The 14,726-nt window shown below is 72.8% G+C and carries 13 protein-coding genes and 1 pseudogene; 11 read left to right on the plus strand and 3 right to left on the minus strand.

Features of this window, described 5'->3' with window-relative positions; all coding sequences use genetic code 11:
• Window positions 1-85: 85 nt before the first annotated feature.
• Window positions 86-625 (plus strand): GNAT family N-acetyltransferase, encoded by a 540-nt coding sequence (locus tag ACZ4VA_RS36245; protein ID WP_452924492.1) that lies wholly within the window; start codon window positions 86-88, stop codon window positions 623-625.
• A 7-nt stretch (window positions 626-632) separates the two neighbouring features.
• Here ACZ4VA_RS36245 and ACZ4VA_RS36250 read toward each other — a convergent pair whose 3' ends face one another.
• Window positions 633-1,673: a zinc-binding dehydrogenase gene (locus ACZ4VA_RS36250; RefSeq protein ID WP_452924489.1), complete on the minus strand. Its 1,041-nt coding sequence runs from the start codon at window positions 1,671-1,673 to the stop codon at window positions 633-635.
• A 101-nt stretch (window positions 1,674-1,774) separates the two neighbouring features.
• Between ACZ4VA_RS36250 and ACZ4VA_RS36255 the strand changes: the two genes are divergently transcribed.
• The gene (locus tag ACZ4VA_RS36255) at window positions 1,775-2,674 is read left to right on the plus strand and encodes a LysR family transcriptional regulator (protein ID WP_356171704.1); all 900 of its coding nucleotides are present in this window, start codon (window positions 1,775-1,777) and stop codon (window positions 2,672-2,674) included.
• A 266-nt stretch (window positions 2,675-2,940) separates the two neighbouring features.
• Window positions 2,941-3,069, plus strand: a complete 129-nt coding sequence (locus ACZ4VA_RS36260; protein WP_344392558.1) for a hypothetical protein — start codon at window positions 2,941-2,943, stop codon at window positions 3,067-3,069.
• Window positions 3,070-3,169: 100 nt separating this feature from the next.
• Here the strand turns inward: ACZ4VA_RS36260 and ACZ4VA_RS36265 are convergent, their stop codons facing one another.
• On the minus strand, window positions 3,170-4,735 hold the full coding sequence (locus tag ACZ4VA_RS36265; RefSeq protein WP_356171707.1) for a purple acid phosphatase family protein: 1,566 nt from the start codon (window positions 4,733-4,735) through the stop codon (window positions 3,170-3,172).
• Between the two features lie 153 nt (window positions 4,736-4,888).
• Between ACZ4VA_RS36265 and ACZ4VA_RS36270 the strand changes: the two genes are divergently transcribed.
• The 3 genes from ACZ4VA_RS36270 (at window position 4,889) to ACZ4VA_RS36280 (ending at window position 8,006) form a co-directional block, all read left to right on the plus strand.
• Complete coding sequence (locus ACZ4VA_RS36270; RefSeq protein WP_355782000.1) at window positions 4,889-5,941, plus strand: 3-isopropylmalate dehydrogenase; 1,053 nt, start codon at window positions 4,889-4,891, stop codon at window positions 5,939-5,941.
• A 251-nt stretch (window positions 5,942-6,192) separates the two neighbouring features.
• A complete protein-coding gene (locus tag ACZ4VA_RS36275) occupies window positions 6,193-7,281 on the plus strand; it encodes a branched-chain amino acid aminotransferase (protein ID WP_356171710.1) in 1,089 nt (362 codons plus the stop codon).
• Window positions 7,282-7,409: 128 nt separating this feature from the next.
• On the plus strand, window positions 7,410-8,006 hold the full coding sequence (locus tag ACZ4VA_RS36280) for a hypothetical protein (protein ID WP_356243752.1): 597 nt from the start codon (window positions 7,410-7,412) through the stop codon (window positions 8,004-8,006).
• Window positions 8,007-8,058: 52 nt separating this feature from the next.
• On the opposite strand, the gene ACZ4VA_RS36285 is transcribed toward ACZ4VA_RS36280, so the two are convergent.
• The gene (locus ACZ4VA_RS36285) at window positions 8,059-9,492 is read right to left on the minus strand and encodes a cytosine permease (protein WP_388904032.1); all 1,434 of its coding nucleotides are present in this window, start codon (window positions 9,490-9,492) and stop codon (window positions 8,059-8,061) included.
• Window positions 9,493-9,659: 167 nt separating this feature from the next.
• On the opposite strand from ACZ4VA_RS36285, the gene ureA reads away from it, so the two are divergent.
• The 5 genes and pseudogenes from ureA to ACZ4VA_RS36310 form a co-directional block, all read left to right on the plus strand.
• Complete coding sequence (ureA, locus tag ACZ4VA_RS36290; protein WP_356243746.1) at window positions 9,660-10,418, plus strand: urease subunit gamma; 759 nt, start codon at window positions 9,660-9,662, stop codon at window positions 10,416-10,418.
• Window positions 10,415-12,118 carry an urease subunit alpha gene (locus ACZ4VA_RS36295; protein ID WP_356171722.1) on the plus strand — a complete coding sequence of 568 codons (1,704 nt, stop codon included), beginning with the start codon at window positions 10,415-10,417 and terminating at the stop codon, window positions 12,116-12,118. The genes ureA and ACZ4VA_RS36295 overlap by 4 nt, the downstream gene beginning before the upstream one ends.
• A 25-nt stretch (window positions 12,119-12,143) precedes the next feature.
• Window positions 12,144-13,181 (plus strand): agmatine deiminase family protein, encoded by a 1,038-nt coding sequence (locus tag ACZ4VA_RS36300; protein ID WP_356171725.1) that lies wholly within the window; start codon window positions 12,144-12,146, stop codon window positions 13,179-13,181.
• An 80-nt stretch (window positions 13,182-13,261) separates the two neighbouring features.
• Window positions 13,262-13,822, plus strand: coding sequence for a TetR/AcrR family transcriptional regulator (locus ACZ4VA_RS36305; protein WP_355780988.1), 561 nt, complete (start codon window positions 13,262-13,264; stop codon window positions 13,820-13,822).
• 464 nt (window positions 13,823-14,286) lie between these two features.
• A pseudogene (locus ACZ4VA_RS36310) lies at window positions 14,287-14,726 on the plus strand (citramalate synthase); the annotation flags it as partial.

The raw sequence follows: 14,726 nt of genomic DNA on the forward strand, positions 1-14,726 counted from the left end.
GGGAGGCCGCCGAGCGACGGCGGTTCCCGGCCCGCGTGCGTCCCCGGGCCGCCCGGCGGGACGCGGCGGCCGGAATACTGGGGCGATGGCCACCCGACTGCGTACCGCTCACACGGCGGAACTCGCCCCCGCCGAACTCCGCGCCGTCCGCGCCCTCCTGGAGGACGCCTTCGAGGGCGACTTCGGCGACGAGGACTGGGACCACGGTCTCGGCGGCATGCACGCCCTCGTCCACGACGAGCGCGGCCTCGCCGCCCACGGCTCCGTGGTCCAGCGGCGCGTCCTGCACCGCGGGCGCTCGCTGCGCGTCGGATACGTCGAGGCGGTCGGCGTGCGCTCCGACGTCCGGCGGACCGGCCTGGGCGGCCGGGTCATGGGCGCCCTGGAGGGGATCGTCGACCGTGCCTACGACCTCGGCGCGCTCTCCGCGAGCGACGAGGGCGCCGGCCTCTACGCGGCCCGCGGCTGGCAGGTCTGGCCCGGCCGGATCTGCGCGCTCGGCCCGGCCGGTGTCGTCCGGCTCGCGGAGGAGGAGGGCACCACCTTCGTCCGGCACGCCACGGCCGGCCCGCTCGACCCTGCGCACGATCTGGTCTTCGACTGGCGTGACGGCGACGTGCTGTGACGGTGCGTCAGACGCCGCGCACGATCATCTTCCCGGTGTTGCCGCCGCGCAGCATCGCGAGGAACGCCTCCACGATCCGGCCGAAGCCGTCCACCACCGTCTCGTCGAGGGCCAGCCGCCCGTCCCGCAGCGCCGGCACCGCGAACTCGTACAGCTCCTCCTGGAGTTGCAGGTGATCGCGCACCAGGAAGCCCTCGATGCGCAGGCTCTTCTCCACCACGTCGGCGTGGTCGAACACCGCGAGCGTGGCGTCGGGGGTGTTGTACTGGCCGACCGTGCCCACCCGCACCACCCGCCCGTACCGGCGCAGCGCGCCGACGGCCGCCCCGAGGTGCTCGCCTCCCACGTTGTCCACGAACACGTCGACGCCGTCGGGCGCGGCGCCGGCCAGGAGGTCCGCCACCGGTCCGGTGCGGTAGTCGAACGCCTCGTCGTAGCCGACCTGTTCCTTCAGGTAGCGCACCTTCGCGGCGCTTCCCGCGCTGCCCACCAGGCGCCCGGCGCCCATCAGCCTGGCCAGCCGTCCGGTCGCCGTGCCGACCCCGCCCGCGGCGGCCGAGACGAACAGGTCCTCGCCCTCGCGCAGCCGCGCCACGCGGGTCAGTCCCACGTACGCGGTCAGGCCGGTGCCGCCGAGCAGGCCCAGGTGGGCGGTCAGGGGGACCCCGTCGAGACGCGGGAGCCGTCTGGCCTCGTCCGGGCGCACGACGGAATGGGTGCGCCAGCCGTGGCGGTGGAACACGATCTCGCCCTCGGGGAGCGCCGGATCGCGGGACTCGGTCACGCGTCCGAGCGTGCGGCCCTCCAGCGGGGCGCCGAGCGTGAAGTCGCCGTCCATCATCTCGCGGTGGTACGGGTCGACGGACCAGTACAGGTTCTCCACCAGGGCGGTGCCCGGGGCCGGCCGGGGCACCGGCGACTCGACGAAGCGGAAGTGGTCCGCGGTGGGGAATCCGGTCGGACGGGCGGTCTGCTGGACGGTGAGCGCGGTCCCGCCGGGGGAGGCCGGCGCTCCGACCGCGGGGGTGCCGAGGGGCGTTGGGTTCATGGGCATGACGCTAGGAAGGAATGCGCGGCCCGGGCAGAGGGTTGCGCTCATGCGACGGCGCCTTCCATGAGCCGTCCTCATAGGAGCAGGTGGGAGCCCCGATGACCGCAGCCGACCTCGCCCCGCAGGAACTGCGGACCCTGGTGGCCGTCGCGCGGGAGGGCGGGTTCTCGGCGGCGGCCGGGACGCTCGGCACGACCCAGTCCGCCGTCTCGCACGCGGTGCGCGGTATCGAACGCAAGGTGGGCGTCGTGCTGTTCGAGCGGGGCCGGTACGGGGCACGGCCCACACCCGCGGGGGAGCGGGCCGTCGTCCACGCCCGGCGGGTCCTGCGGATGCTGGAGACGCTCACCGCCGAGGCGCGTGGTGCCGGGGCGGGGCCGGACGGCGGCGACACCGTCGCCGGGCCGCTGCGCGTCGCCTCCTTCCGGAGTGCCGCCCTGCATCTGCTGCCGCCTGCCCTGGAGAGGCTGGCGGCCCGGCACCCCGGGATCGAGGCGACCGTCCGCGTGGTGCGCGAGGTGGGGCCCGGTACGGCGGGCGAGGTGGCCGAGGGACGGGCGGACCTCGGGATCGCCACGCTCGGCACGAGCGCGCCCGTGCCGCCGGAACTCGTCGGCGACGTCCTCCTGGAGGAGCCGTACGCCCTCGTCCACCCGGCCGGTCATCCGCGCCCGCGCTCGCTGCCGCTGGTCGACTGGACCGAGAACTGCTCGTCGTACACCCGCGCGTGGTGGGCGGCGCAGGACTGGATCCCGTGCGCGACGGTGCGGGCCGAGGACGACGGAGCGGTGCTCTCCATGGTGAGCAGTGGTCTCGGCATGGCGATCATGCCCGAGCTCTCCCTCACGAGTGCACCGCTGTCCGTCGAGATCACCGATCTCGGCCCGGACCGGCCGACGCGTTCCGTCGGGTACGTCACCACGCCCGAGCTCGCCGGCACCGTCGCCGTCCGCGCGCTGATCAGGGAGCTGCGAGCGCTGCACCCCCGGCGGGTATGACCCCCCGGATCACGTCCCCGCAGGTCAGAGCGGTGGAGGGCAGTTCGCCGTCTCAGATAGTAGGAAGTCCGAGTAATTGTGGAGACAGATGCGCCGTCCTCGCCTAGCTTTGTAGGAGCCGAACGTCTCGCTCGATCAAGCGAATGGCGGTCGTGAGCCGGGCCCCGAGCAGGCAACCCCTGCGGCACCGCTCCCCGCCCCTCCGGCGTCTCGTATCCCTCACCCCACTTCCGGCGTCATCGTCCGGAGGCAAGGAGCCGACCGTCATGGCCGAGACGACCGTCCGCCGAGTCCGTCACGTTTCCCGTACCAGCGATTCCGACCGCAAGAACGCAGCCGCGGCACTCCAGCGCGCCCTCGACCGCCGGGACAACGGCGGGGCCACGGGCCACTGAGGCCCCCCGCCCCTCCCACCGTCGCGCGGGCCGCGCCCGGGCGGCGGTGGCGCGAGGCCAACGGCCCGCGCCGCACCGCGCGGTGCGGCGCCCGCGCCGGTCACTTCCCGCGCCGCACCTCGAAGTGGTCGATCCGCTCCCCGTCCTGCGTCAGCGCGGACACGGTGAGCCGAGGACTCGCACCGGCCTCCGCCTCCACGGAGAGGAACGAGTAGCCGGTGTAGCGCACCCGCGACCACTCGACGGTGTCCCGCTTGCGCCGCTTCGCCTTCGTCCAGTGGAAGGTCTCCACGGACTCGCGGTCCCGCACCTTCTTCTCGTGGCTGTCCTTCACGCCGTCCGGGAAGGCGTACAGGCTCTTGCCCGCGCCGCCCGCCGTCACGTAGACGATGCCGTCGCGGGTCGGATCGGTCGAGGCGCCCACCGGGACCCGCCGTCCCACGGCGCCGCCCCTGATGGCGTCGGTCCGCTCGTAGACGTGGTTGTGCCCGTTGATCACCAGGTCCACCTGGTGCTTGGCGAACAGCGGGACCCAGGTGTCCCGGACCCCGCCGTCGGAGGCGTGCGTCGACGTCGAGTAGGCGCAGTGGTGGAAGAACACGACGACGAAGTCCGTCCGCTCGCGCAGTTCCCCGAGCCGCCGGTCGAGCCAGGCGGTCTGCCGGCCGTCCGAATAGCCGAGGTTGGCGGGAATCTCGTACGACACGTCGTTGGCGTCCAGGGCGACGATGCCGACGTTGCCGTAGACGAAGGAGTAGACGCCCGGCGCCCGCCTCGCGTCGAAGCCGTTGTCGGGCAGCGCCCAGCGCGCGGACTGGCCGCCGTAGCCGTTCGGCGAGTACCAGGCCTCCATGTCGTGGTTCCCGGTCGTCACCATCCACGGCACCGACCCGGCCACCGTCTCGGTCTGCTTCAGGAACAGGTCCCAGGCCGCGGGGTCGTAGATGTCCGACTTCTCGCCGTGGCCGGTGCCGTCGGCGTAGCAGATGTCGCCCGCGTGCAGGTGGAAGGCCGGGCCGCGGCCCAGCAGCGCCTTGTCGTTGGCCAGGGCGTCGGGTGTGACGCCCTGGTCGCCGAAGGCCGTGAACACGAACTTCTCCGGGTGCGCGGGCGCCGTGCGGAAGCGGGCGACCGTCCCGTGGTGCTTCTTGTCCGCCGGGTCGAAGCCCTCGTGGCCGACGCCGTAGTAGTACGTCGTCCCCGGGCGCAGTCCGTCGAGCGCCGCGTGCAGGTAGTACTGGTCGAGCGCCGCCCGCTGCCCCTCCACGCCCGGTGTGTGCAGGTCGCGCAGGTCGGCCTCGATCCGCCGGCTCAGCGACCAGGGCGTCAGGCCCACGCGGACGTACGGCCTGCGGACCGCGGACGGCACCTGCCAGGAGATCCGCATCTGCGTCATGGGGTCCGCGCCGAAGGCGAGATGGCGCCCGAACGGCGCGAGGGCGGAGCCCGGGAAACGGCTGGTGGCCGGGCTCGGCGCACCGCCCGCCGGCTGGGACCGGCTCGCGGTGCCCGGCGTGCAGCCGGCCAGCAGCCCGGCGCCCGCGAACGCGCCCGCCGACACCAGCGCCCGGCGCCGGGTGAGCCGCGTGCGCAGGTACTCGTGCTGCTCGGCCATGCTCATGCCTCGCGCGAGCTGCTCCGGTATGCCGACGTCAGGGGTGTCCATGCCGGTGAACTTCCCAGCAATTCCCAACAACCGCCAAACGGACGGGTGAACGGAGTCTGACGAATGGTTCCGCCGCCCGTCCGGACACGCTCGGGATGTCCGTATGGCGGACACCGCGTGTCATCCCATGGGACAAGGAGTACGGTGCTGCGCATGTCGGCAAGCTCTCGCATCCTCAATCTCGCAGTCATTCCCGGTGACGGCATCGGCCAGGAGGTCGTGGCCCAGGGACTGAAGGTCCTCTCCGCCGTCCTCCCGCAGGATGTGAAGCTGGAGACCAAGGAGTTCGACTTCGGCGCCCGGCGCTACCACGCCACCGGTGAGACCCTCACCGACGCCGACCTCGACGCCCTGCAGAAGCACGACGCGATCCTGCTCGGCGCGATCGGCGACCCCTCGGTCCCCTCCGGTGTCCTGGAGCGCGGCTTCCTGCTCAAGCTCCGCTTCGCCTTCGACCACCACGTGAACCTGCGTCCGTCGAAGCTGCTGCCCGGTGTGGCCACCCCGCTCGCGGGCGAGCCCGAGATCGACTTCGTCGTCGTCCGCGAGGGCACCGAGGGCCCGTACACCGGCAACGGCGGCACCATCCGCAAGGGCACCCCGCACGAGGTCGCCACCGAGGTCAGCGTCAACACGGCCTTCGGTGTCGAGCGGGTCGTCCGGGACGCCTTCGCCCGCGCCCAGGCCCGCCCCCGCAAGAAGCTCGCGCTCATCCACAAGAACAACGTGCTCACCTTCGCCGGTCACCTGTGGACGGACGTCTTCAACAAGGTGGCCGAGGAGTTCCCCGACGTCACCACCGAGTACATGCACGTGGACGCGGCGACGATCTACCTCGTCACGCAGCCCGAGCGCTTCGACGTGATCGTCACCGACAACCTCTTCGGCGACATCATCACCGACCTGGCCGCGGCCGTCTCCGGCGGCATCGGCGTGGCCGCCTCGGGCAACATCAACCCGAGCGGCACGTACCCCTCGATGTTCGAGCCCGTGCACGGTTCGGCGCCCGACATCGCGGGCCAGGGCAAGGCCGACCCCAGCGCCACGGTCCTCTCCGTCGCCCTGCTGCTGCGCCACCTCGGCTACGAGAACGAGGCCGCGCGGATCGAGGAAGCGGTCGCCGCCGACCTCGCCGAGCGCGTCGGAAAGCCCGCCCGCAGCACCGATGAGATCGGCGACGCCCTCGCCGTACGAGTAGCCGGCTGACCCCGCGCCACTCGCTTTCCACAGGAGCCGCCGGGTCGCATCCGCACCCGGCGGCTTTTCTTATGCCCTCGCCGGGTGCCACCATCGAACCCTGGGCCGCATTCACACCTTTTTCGTCCACGGCTCGCCACACGCGATAATCGAACGTGGAGCCGCGGAATGAGGGAATGCTCGGACGTCCTAGCACTGGCCACTGGCAGTACAGGCGTGAGCGCGGCCCGTCACACACAACCGGTGAAGGACAACCACTCATGACGACGCCCACCATCGAGCTCAAGCCCTCGGCCGCCCCCCTCTCCGAGGCGGAGCGCGAGGCCATCCTGGCCAACCCCGGGTTCGGCCGCCACTTCACCGACCACATGGTGACGATCCGGTGGACCGAGGGCCGCGGCTGGCACGACGGCCAGCTCGTCCCGTACGGCCCGCTCTCCCTCGACCCGGCGAACATGACCCTGCACTACGCGCAGGAGATCTTCGAGGGCCTGAAGGCGTACCGCCAGCCCGATGGTTCCGTCGCCACCTTCCGCCCCGAGATGAACGCGCGGCGCTTCCAGGCGTCCGCCCGCCGGCTCGGCATGCCCGAGCTGCCCGTCGAGACGTTCATCGAGGCCTGTGACGTCCTGGTGCAGCACGACCGCTCCTGGGTCCCGGCGCACGGCGGCGAGGAGTCCCTCTACCTGCGGCCCTTCATGATCGCGACCGAGGTCGGCCTCGGGGTGAAGCCCGCCAACGAGTACCTGTTCCTGGTCATCGCCTCGCCCGCCGGCGCGTACTTCGCCGGCGGCGTGCGGCCCGTCTCGATCTGGCTCTCCGAGGACCGCGTCCGCGCCGTCCCCGGCGGCATGGGCGACGCCAAGACCGGCGGCAACTACGCCGCGTCGCTGCTCGCGCAGGCCGAGGCCGCCGCCAAGGGCTGCGACCAGGTCGCCTACCTCGACGCCGTGGAGCACAAGTGGGTCGAGGAGCTCGGCGGCATGAACCTGTACTTCGTGTACGGCGACCGGATCGTCACGCCCGAGCTGACCGGCTCGCTGCTGGCCGGCGTCACCCGTGACTCGCTGCTCACCGTCGCCCGCGACCTCGGCTACGGGGCGGAGGAGGGCCGCGTCTCCATCGACCAGTGGCAGCGCGACACGGAGAACGGCACCCTCACCGAGGTCTTCGCCTGCGGCACCGCCGCCGTGATCACCCCGGTCGGCACGGTCAAGCGGACCGGCACCGAGTGGCAGCAGTCGGGCGGCCGGCCGGGCGAGGTCACCCTGCGGCTGCGCGAGGCGCTCCTCGACATCCAGCGCGGCATCAGCGAGGACAAGCACGGCTGGATGCACCCCCTGGGCTGATCCCGATCCCACCCCCGCGCGAAGCCCGGCCCGTCACGAGCCGGGCTTCCCGCGTCTCCCGGCCGGCAGGCACCGGCCCGCCCCGCCGGGCGGCCGCGGTCCCGCACCGGCCCCCGCCGAGCCTGCGTATGCTCGCCTCGATCATCTGCCCGAAGACGCCGGAGGGGGCGCGCGTGCTGAGGCTGCTCGGCTTCTTCGACGACTTCGGTTTCCGGGGCGAGGTGGCTGCGGGACCGCTGAGGGCGCAGGTGCGGACGACCGGCGAGCCGGACGAAGCGCGGATCGTGGAGTATCTCGACACGGGCCACGGCCTCACGCACGTCATGGAGGCGGGCGTCGACGTCCTGACCGGAGAGGTCCACCGGCACACGTCCGGGTGCTCCTCGCTGGTGACCGACGGCGTGTGGGTGTGGCGCGCGGACTTCGCGCACTACCTGGAGGCGTACCACGTGCCGCTGCCCGCCGCCTTCACCGCCCGGGTGCGAGGGCTGCGCCATCGGATGCCGGACCTGACCGGTGCGGACTTCGCACCGGTCTTCGCCGAGATCGTCTCCGCGTTCGGATGGGCGCATGCCGAACCGTGGGACGCGGAGTCGGTCCTGCGGCCGGGGGCACGGTCCGTTCCGACCCGTGCCGAATTCGTGGCCGGGGTCCGGCGGGAACGGCCCGCCGGACCGTGGGGCAAGGCGCCCCGCAAGCCCCGCGGGGTCGGCCGGGGGCTCTGACCGTCGCCGCCGTACGCGGTGGTGCGGGATCCGGGGGCGCGGTCCCGGCCCGTCACGACGACAGTGGGGCCTCCTCGCGCTCCGTGTCCGCGGGGGCGGGCGCGGCGGACGTGCGCCGGGGCAGGGCGAGGTAGAGGGCGCCGCCGACCGCTCCCGACAGCAGGAAGCTGCAGTCCACCCCGCCGGTCAGGGACAGCAGCGGGCCCTCGTACGAGGGGAGGGAGACCGCCAGCAGGCCGACGCAGGCGCCGAGCGCCCAGGAGACGGTGGCCGGGACGTGCCAGCCGCCGCGGTACCAGTAGACGCCGCCCTTGGCGCGGCGGTTGAAGACCTGGAGCGCGTCCGGGTCGTAGACCCCGCCGCAGCGGACGAAGCCGATCAGGGTGATCACCGCCCACGGCGTGCCGATCGCGGTGAGCAGCAGGACGAAGGACGTCATCGCGTCCTGGGCGCTGGACGCGTAGTGGCCGACGAACACGCAGGCGGTGGCGACGACGGCGACCGTGACGGTGGCCCGGGCGCGGGAGGCCCGCGGGAGGATCGCGTCGAGGTCCAGGCCCATGGAGTACAGCATCAGGCCCGCGTTGCCGACCGAGCCGGCGGACGCGGCGAGCAGCAGCGGGACGAGGTACCAGCCGGGCGAGGCGGCGACGAGCGGGCCCGCGTAGTCGAGGGCGGCGCGGGCCGCGTACGCCGTGAAGGTGCCGAAGAGCTGCGGGACCAAGAGGCCGGCGAGCAGGCCGAGCCAGGTGGCGTGCAGGACCGAGCGGGAGCTGTGGCGGACGGGGGAGATGTAGCGGGTGTAGTCCCCGAGGAGGGTGATGAACGCGATGGGCCCGGACAGGCCCGCCGCGACCGCCGCCAGCAGCCACGTCGGCCAGAACGAGCCGAGCAGGTACCCGCCGGTCTCCGGGAGCGCGGAGGTGGTGAAGTGCGGGGCGTACGCGATCACGCCGAGGACCAGCAGCGCGGTCATGCCGATCGCCAGCACCCGGGACATCGCGAGGAGTACGCGGTAGCCGTACACCGCGCCCGCCACCGTCGCCGTGGCGAGGAGCGCGTACACCACCGCGTACGAGACTCCCGTGGCCGGCAGTCCGAGGAGCCGGTGCAGCACGCTCACCATCACGTCGCCGCCGATCCAGACGGTCAGCGCGGTGTAGCCGAGGGCGAGCAGCAGGCCGACGACCGAGCCGACCAGCCGGCCGCGGACGCCGAACTGGGCGCCGGAGGAGGTCGAGAGGTTCGTCGCGGTGCGCAGGGAGACCAGCGCGAGCGGGGCGGTGACCGCGGTGCCGACGACGGTGCCGGCCACGATCGAGCTGACGGACGCCCACCAGTCCAGGCCGAAGGACGGCGGCAGCCAGCCGAAGATGATCACTCCGAGGCACAGGTTGGACCCGAGCAGGATCGAGACGAGGTCGCGGGGCCCGCTGGTGCGTTCCTCGTCCGGGACGGTGTCGACTCCGCGCTGTTCTATCGGCATGGCTGGTCTCCTTCGATCGGCCGCCTGCGTGCACACCTGAAAGTTTGAGCGGCGTTCAATGTGACCTGTCCCGGCGGGCACGTCAATGTTTCCGTCCCGTGAATCTCACCGTTAGGCTGTGGTTAGAGTGTTGCTCTAACTGGTGGAAGGCAAGGAGGTGTCGCGTCGTGAGACTGACTCCCACCGAGCGTGACCGGCTGCTGCTCTTCGGGGCCGCCGAACTGGCGCGGGCCCGCCGGGCCCGCGGCCTCAGGCTCAACGTCCCCGAGGCGACCGCCCTCATCGCCGACACCGTCTGCGAGGCGGCGCGGGACGGGCGGCGTCTCGCCGAGGCCATCGCGGCGGCCCGCGCGGTGCTCGGTCCCGACGACGTCCTGCCGGGGGTCGCCGACGTCGTCACCGAGGTGCACGTGGAGGCCGTCTTCGACGACGGCTCCCGGCTCGCGGTGGTCGGCGACCCGATCGGCGGAGGACTCGGCGGGGACGCCCCGGGCGCGCTGCTCCCGGGACCCGCGCACGGCGACCCCGAGGCCGTCGTCCGGCTCACCGTCACCAACACCGCGACGGTCCCGGTCTCCGTCACCTCGCACTTCCACTTCTTCGAGGTCAACCCGCGGCTGGACTTCGACCGGTCCGCGGCCTACGGCATGCGGCTCGCGGTGCCCGCGGGCTCCTCGGTGCGGTTCGGTCCCGGCGAGAGCGTCGAGGTCGGGCTGCTGCCGATCGGCGGCGAGCGGATCGCGATCGGCTTCGCCGGGCTGGTCGACGGGCCGCTGGACGCGCCCGGAGCCAGGCGGGAGGCCCTGCGCAGGGCCGCCGCCTGCGGCTACCTGGGAGCGGGCGGGTCCGGCACGGCCCCGCGTGACGGCACGGACGGCGACAGCGGCCCCGAGGCGGGCCCCGCGCACGACGGAGGCGGACGATGAGCGACACGACCCGGGTCGACCCCTACGCGTACGCCGCGACCCACGGCCCGCGGGCCGGGGACCGGATCCGGCTCGGCGACTCCGGGCTGACGGTCCGGGTGGAGAGCGACGCCCAGAAGTACGGGGACGAGTTCCTGGCCGGCTTCGGCAAGACCGCCCGCGACGGACTGCACCTGAAGGCCGCCGCCGTCCGCGACACCTGCGACGTCGTGATCAGCAACGTCGTCGTGATCGACGCCGTCCAGGGGATCCGCAAGGTCTCCATCGGCATCCGCGAGGGCCGGATCTGCTCGATCGGGCGCGCGGGCAACCCGGACACCCTCGACGGGGTCGACGTCGTCGTCGGCACCGGCACGTCCATCGTGTCCGGCGAGGGGCTGATCGCCACCGCCGGCGCCGTCGACACGCACGTCCACCTCCTGTCGCCGCGCATCATGGAGGCCTCCCTCGCCTCCGGCGTCACCACGATCATCGGCCAGGAGTTCGGGCCGGTGTGGGGCGTCGGCGTCAACTCGCCCTGGGCCCTGCGGCACGCCTTCGGTGCCTTCGACGCCTGGCCGGTGAACATCGGCTTCCTCGGCCGGGGTTCGTCCTCCGACCCGGCCCCGCTCGTGGAGGCGCTGGCCGAGGGAGGCGCGAGCGGTTTCAAGGTCCACGAGGACATGGGCGCCCACACCCGCGCGCTCGACACCGCCCTGCGGGTCGCCGAGGAGCACGACGTCCAGGTGGCCCTGCACAGCGACGGACTGAACGAGTGCCTCTCCGTCGAGGACACCCTGCGCGTCCTGGACGGGCGCACCATCCACGCCTTCCACATCGAGGGCTGCGGCGGCGGCCACGTGCCGAACGTCCTGAAGATGGCGGGCGTCCCGAACGTCATCGGCTCCTCCACCAACCCGACCCTGCCCTTCGGCCGGGACGCGGTCGCCGAGCACTACGGGATGATCGTCTCCGTCCACGACCTGAAGACCGACCTGCCCGGCGACGCCGCGATGGCCCGCGACCGGATCAGGGCCGGGACGATGGGCGCCGAGGACGTCCTGCACGACCTCGGCGCGATCGGCATCACCTCGTCCGACGCGCAGGGCATGGGCCGGGCCGGCGAGACCGTCCGCCGCACCTTCGCGATGGCCGGGAAGATGAAGGCCGAACTGGGACCGCTGGACGGCTCGGGCGACACCGGCGACGACAACGCGCGCGTGCTGCGCTACATGGCCAAGCTGACCGTCAACCCGGCCATCGCGCACGGTCTCTCCCACGAGGTCGGCTCCATCGAGGTCGGCAAGCTCGCCGACATCGTCCTGTGGCGGCCCGAGTACTTCGGCGCCAAACCGCAGCTCGTCCTCAAGTCCGGGTTCCCCGCGTACGGGGTCGTCGGCGACCCGAACGCGGCCACCGACACCTGCGAACCCCTCGTACTGGGACCGCAGTTCGGGGCGCACGGCGCGACGCCCGCGGAGATCTCGGTGGCGTTCGTCGCGCAGGCCGCGCTCGACCTGGGCCACGACACCATGCCGACCCGCCGCCGCCGCGTCGCCGTGCGCGGCACCCGCGGCATCGGCCCCGCCGACCTGCGCCTCAACTCCCGTACCGGAGCCGTCGACGTCGACCAGCGCACCGGCCTGGTCACCCTCGACGGGGACCCGCTGCGCTCCGAACCGGCCGACTCCGTCTCCCTCAATCGCCTGTACTTCCTGTAATCGACACAGCCTCTAAGGACCCCCCATGTCTGCTGCCGCCGACGGCTTCCGCATGCCCGCCGAGTGGACCCCGCACGAGCGCACCTGGATGGCGTGGCCGGGCCCCAACCCCACCTTCGACGACCCGGACGACCTGGCCGGGGCCCGCCGGGCGTGGGCCGAAGTGGCGCGTGCCGTACGCCGCTTCGAACCCGTGACGATGGTGTGCGGACCGGGCCAGACGGCCGGGGCGCGCGAACTCCTGGGAGCCGGGATCGAGTTGGTCGAGCGGGACCTCGACGACGCCTGGATGCGCGACATCGGCCCCACCTTCCTCACCGACGGGAAGGGCCGACTGGCCGCCGTGGACTGGACGTTCAACGGCTGGGGCGCCCAGGACTGGGCCCGCTGGGAGCACGACGGCAAGATCGCCGCGTACGTCTCGGATCTCGCCGGGGCGCGCACGTACGCCTCGGAACTGGTCAACGAGGGCGGCGCGATCCACGTCGACGGCGAGGGGACCGTGCTCCTCACGGAGACCGTGCAGCTGGGCCCCGAGCGCAATCCGCACTGGACGCGCGAGCAGGTCGAGGCCGAGATCCACGCCCTGCTCGGCACCCGCAAGGCGATCTGGCTGCCGCGCGGCCTGACCGGCGACTATCCCCCGTACGGCTTCGGCACCCTCGGGCACGTCGACATCGTCGCCGCCTTCGCGCGGCCCGGCGTCGTCGTGGCGCACGCGCAGCCGGACCCGGCGCACCCCGACCACGAGGTCAGCAAGGAGATCATCGGGCTGCTCAGGGGACAGACCGACGCCCGCGGCCGCCGCCTGGAGGTCGTGGAGGTGCCCGCCCCGACCGTGCTGGAGGCCGACGGTCACTGGGCCGACTACTCGTACATCAACCACTACCTCTGCAACGGCGGCGTGGTGCTGTGCGGCTTCGACGACCCGCGCGACGAGATCGCCGCCGGCATCTTCCGGCGGCTGTTCCCCGAGCGGACGGTCACCCTGGTGGACGCCCGTACGATCTTCTCCGGGGGCGGTGGCATCCACTGCATCACCCAGCAGCAGCCGAGGACCTGACCCGGGAGACGCGCGTGGCCGAGAGCCGCACACCGCGGAGGAGGAACGCCCCTCCGCGCGAGGACGTGCTGGCGGCCGCCATGGACATGATCGCCGAGCGCGGTCTGGAGAAGCTCACCATGGCGGCGCTCGGCCGCGAGGTCGGCATGAGCAGCGGCCACCTCCTCTACTACTTCCACTCCAAGGACGAGCTGCTGCTGCGCACCCTGGAATGGAGCGAGGGGCGGCTCGGCGCCGAGCGCGGCCGGCTGCTCGCCGCGCGCGGGACGGCCCGCGAGCGCCTGGACGCGTACGTCGACCTGTACGTGCCCGACGGCCACCGCGACCCGCACTGGACGCTCTGGCTGGAGGTCTGGAACCGCTCGCAGAACGCCGACGAGGAGGCCCGCGACCGGCAGTCCGCCATCGAGGGCGCCTGGCACCGCGACCTGGTGGCGCTGCTCGCCGAGGGTGTCTCGCGCGGCGAGTTCCGCCGGGTCGACCCGGACCGCTTCGCCGCCCGGCTGCGGTCCCTGCTCGACGGTTTCTCCATCCACGTGGCCATCGGCCTGCGCGGGACGGACCGCGGACAGGTCCTTTCCCATGTCCGGGAGTTCCTGGACGACTCCCTCGGGGACGGCTCGGCCGGTCGGGAGTCCTGAGGCGGGTCCTCGGCAGGGCGGACAGGGGGTGGCCGGTTCTCGGCAGGCCGGGTCCCGGCAGGGCAGTCTCGGGGAGGCAGGGCGGACGCCGGGAGGCGGGGCCTCGCCTGGGCGCAGGCGCCGGACGCCGGCCGGTGATGGCCGGAAGCCGCCCTCCGGACGGGACGCCCGGCTCGCATCCTGAGACGCCGGTGAGCACAGGGGCCCCGTTGTGCCAGACTGCCACCGTGCTCTCGTTCGCCATGATTATTGGCAGCAGGCGCGCCGGTCCGCAGTGACCGCCACGTACCACCACGTACGGGCGGGCACCGTCGTCTCGACCCGCGCGCAGACCTCTCGCACCCGCGAGGGGTTTTTCGTTTTCCTGGCCCACCACAAGCCGGGAAGAGAGCGCGAGGGATCATTGGGGGACGGTGGAGCCGGTCATTCCGGTAGACCGAGTTTTCTCACAGGAGCCACAGACCATGACCGAAACCAGCGAGCTCGACGATTCGTTCCACGTCTTCGACACGACGCTGCGCGACGGCGCGCAGCGTGAGGGCATCAACCTCACGGTCGCGGACAAGCTGGCCATCGCACGGCACCTGGACGACTTCGGCGTCGGCTTCATCGAGGGCGGCTGGCCCGGCGCCAACCCCCGGGACACCGAGTTCTTCGCCCGCGCCCGCCAGGAGATCGACTTCCGGCACGCCCAGCTCGTCGCCTTCGGCGCCACCCGCCGGGCCCACGCGAAGGCCGCCGAGGACCCCCAGGTCCAGGCGCTGCTCGACTCCGGCGCCCCGGTGATCACCCTCGTCGCGAAGTCCCATGACCGGCATGTCGAGCTGGCGCTGCGCACCACCCTGGAGGAGAACCTGGAGATGGTGCGCGACACCGTCTCCCATCTGGTCGCGCAGGGGCGGCG

The organism is Streptomyces sp. NPDC028308, assembly GCF_055565855.1.

Bases quoted from the DNA above. Each gene is read 5' to 3' on its own strand.
- ACZ4VA_RS36245 (WP_452924492.1), top strand. From the start codon at position 86: ATGGCCACCCGACTGCGTACCGCTCACACGGCGGAACTCGCCCCCGCC.
- ACZ4VA_RS36250 (WP_452924489.1), bottom strand. From the start codon at position 1,673: ATGAACCCAACGCCCCTCGGCACCCCCGCGGTCGGAGCGCCGGCCTCC.
- ACZ4VA_RS36255 (WP_356171704.1), top strand. From the start codon at position 1,775: ATGACCGCAGCCGACCTCGCCCCGCAGGAACTGCGGACCCTGGTGGCC.
- ACZ4VA_RS36260 (WP_344392558.1), top strand. From the start codon at position 2,941: ATGGCCGAGACGACCGTCCGCCGAGTCCGTCACGTTTCCCGTACCAGC.
- ACZ4VA_RS36265 (WP_356171707.1), bottom strand. From the start codon at position 4,735: ATGGACACCCCTGACGTCGGCATACCGGAGCAGCTCGCGCGAGGCATG.
- ACZ4VA_RS36270 (WP_355782000.1), top strand. From the start codon at position 4,889: ATGTCGGCAAGCTCTCGCATCCTCAATCTCGCAGTCATTCCCGGTGAC.
- ACZ4VA_RS36275 (WP_356171710.1), top strand. From the start codon at position 6,193: ATGACGACGCCCACCATCGAGCTCAAGCCCTCGGCCGCCCCCCTCTCC.
- ACZ4VA_RS36280 (WP_356243752.1), top strand. From the start codon at position 7,410: ATGCTCGCCTCGATCATCTGCCCGAAGACGCCGGAGGGGGCGCGCGTG.
- ACZ4VA_RS36285 (WP_388904032.1), bottom strand. From the start codon at position 9,492: ATGCCGATAGAACAGCGCGGAGTCGACACCGTCCCGGACGAGGAACGC.
- ACZ4VA_RS36295 (WP_356171722.1), top strand. From the start codon at position 10,415: ATGAGCGACACGACCCGGGTCGACCCCTACGCGTACGCCGCGACCCAC.
- ACZ4VA_RS36300 (WP_356171725.1), top strand. From the start codon at position 12,144: ATGTCTGCTGCCGCCGACGGCTTCCGCATGCCCGCCGAGTGGACCCCG.
- ACZ4VA_RS36305 (WP_355780988.1), top strand. From the start codon at position 13,262: ATGGACATGATCGCCGAGCGCGGTCTGGAGAAGCTCACCATGGCGGCG.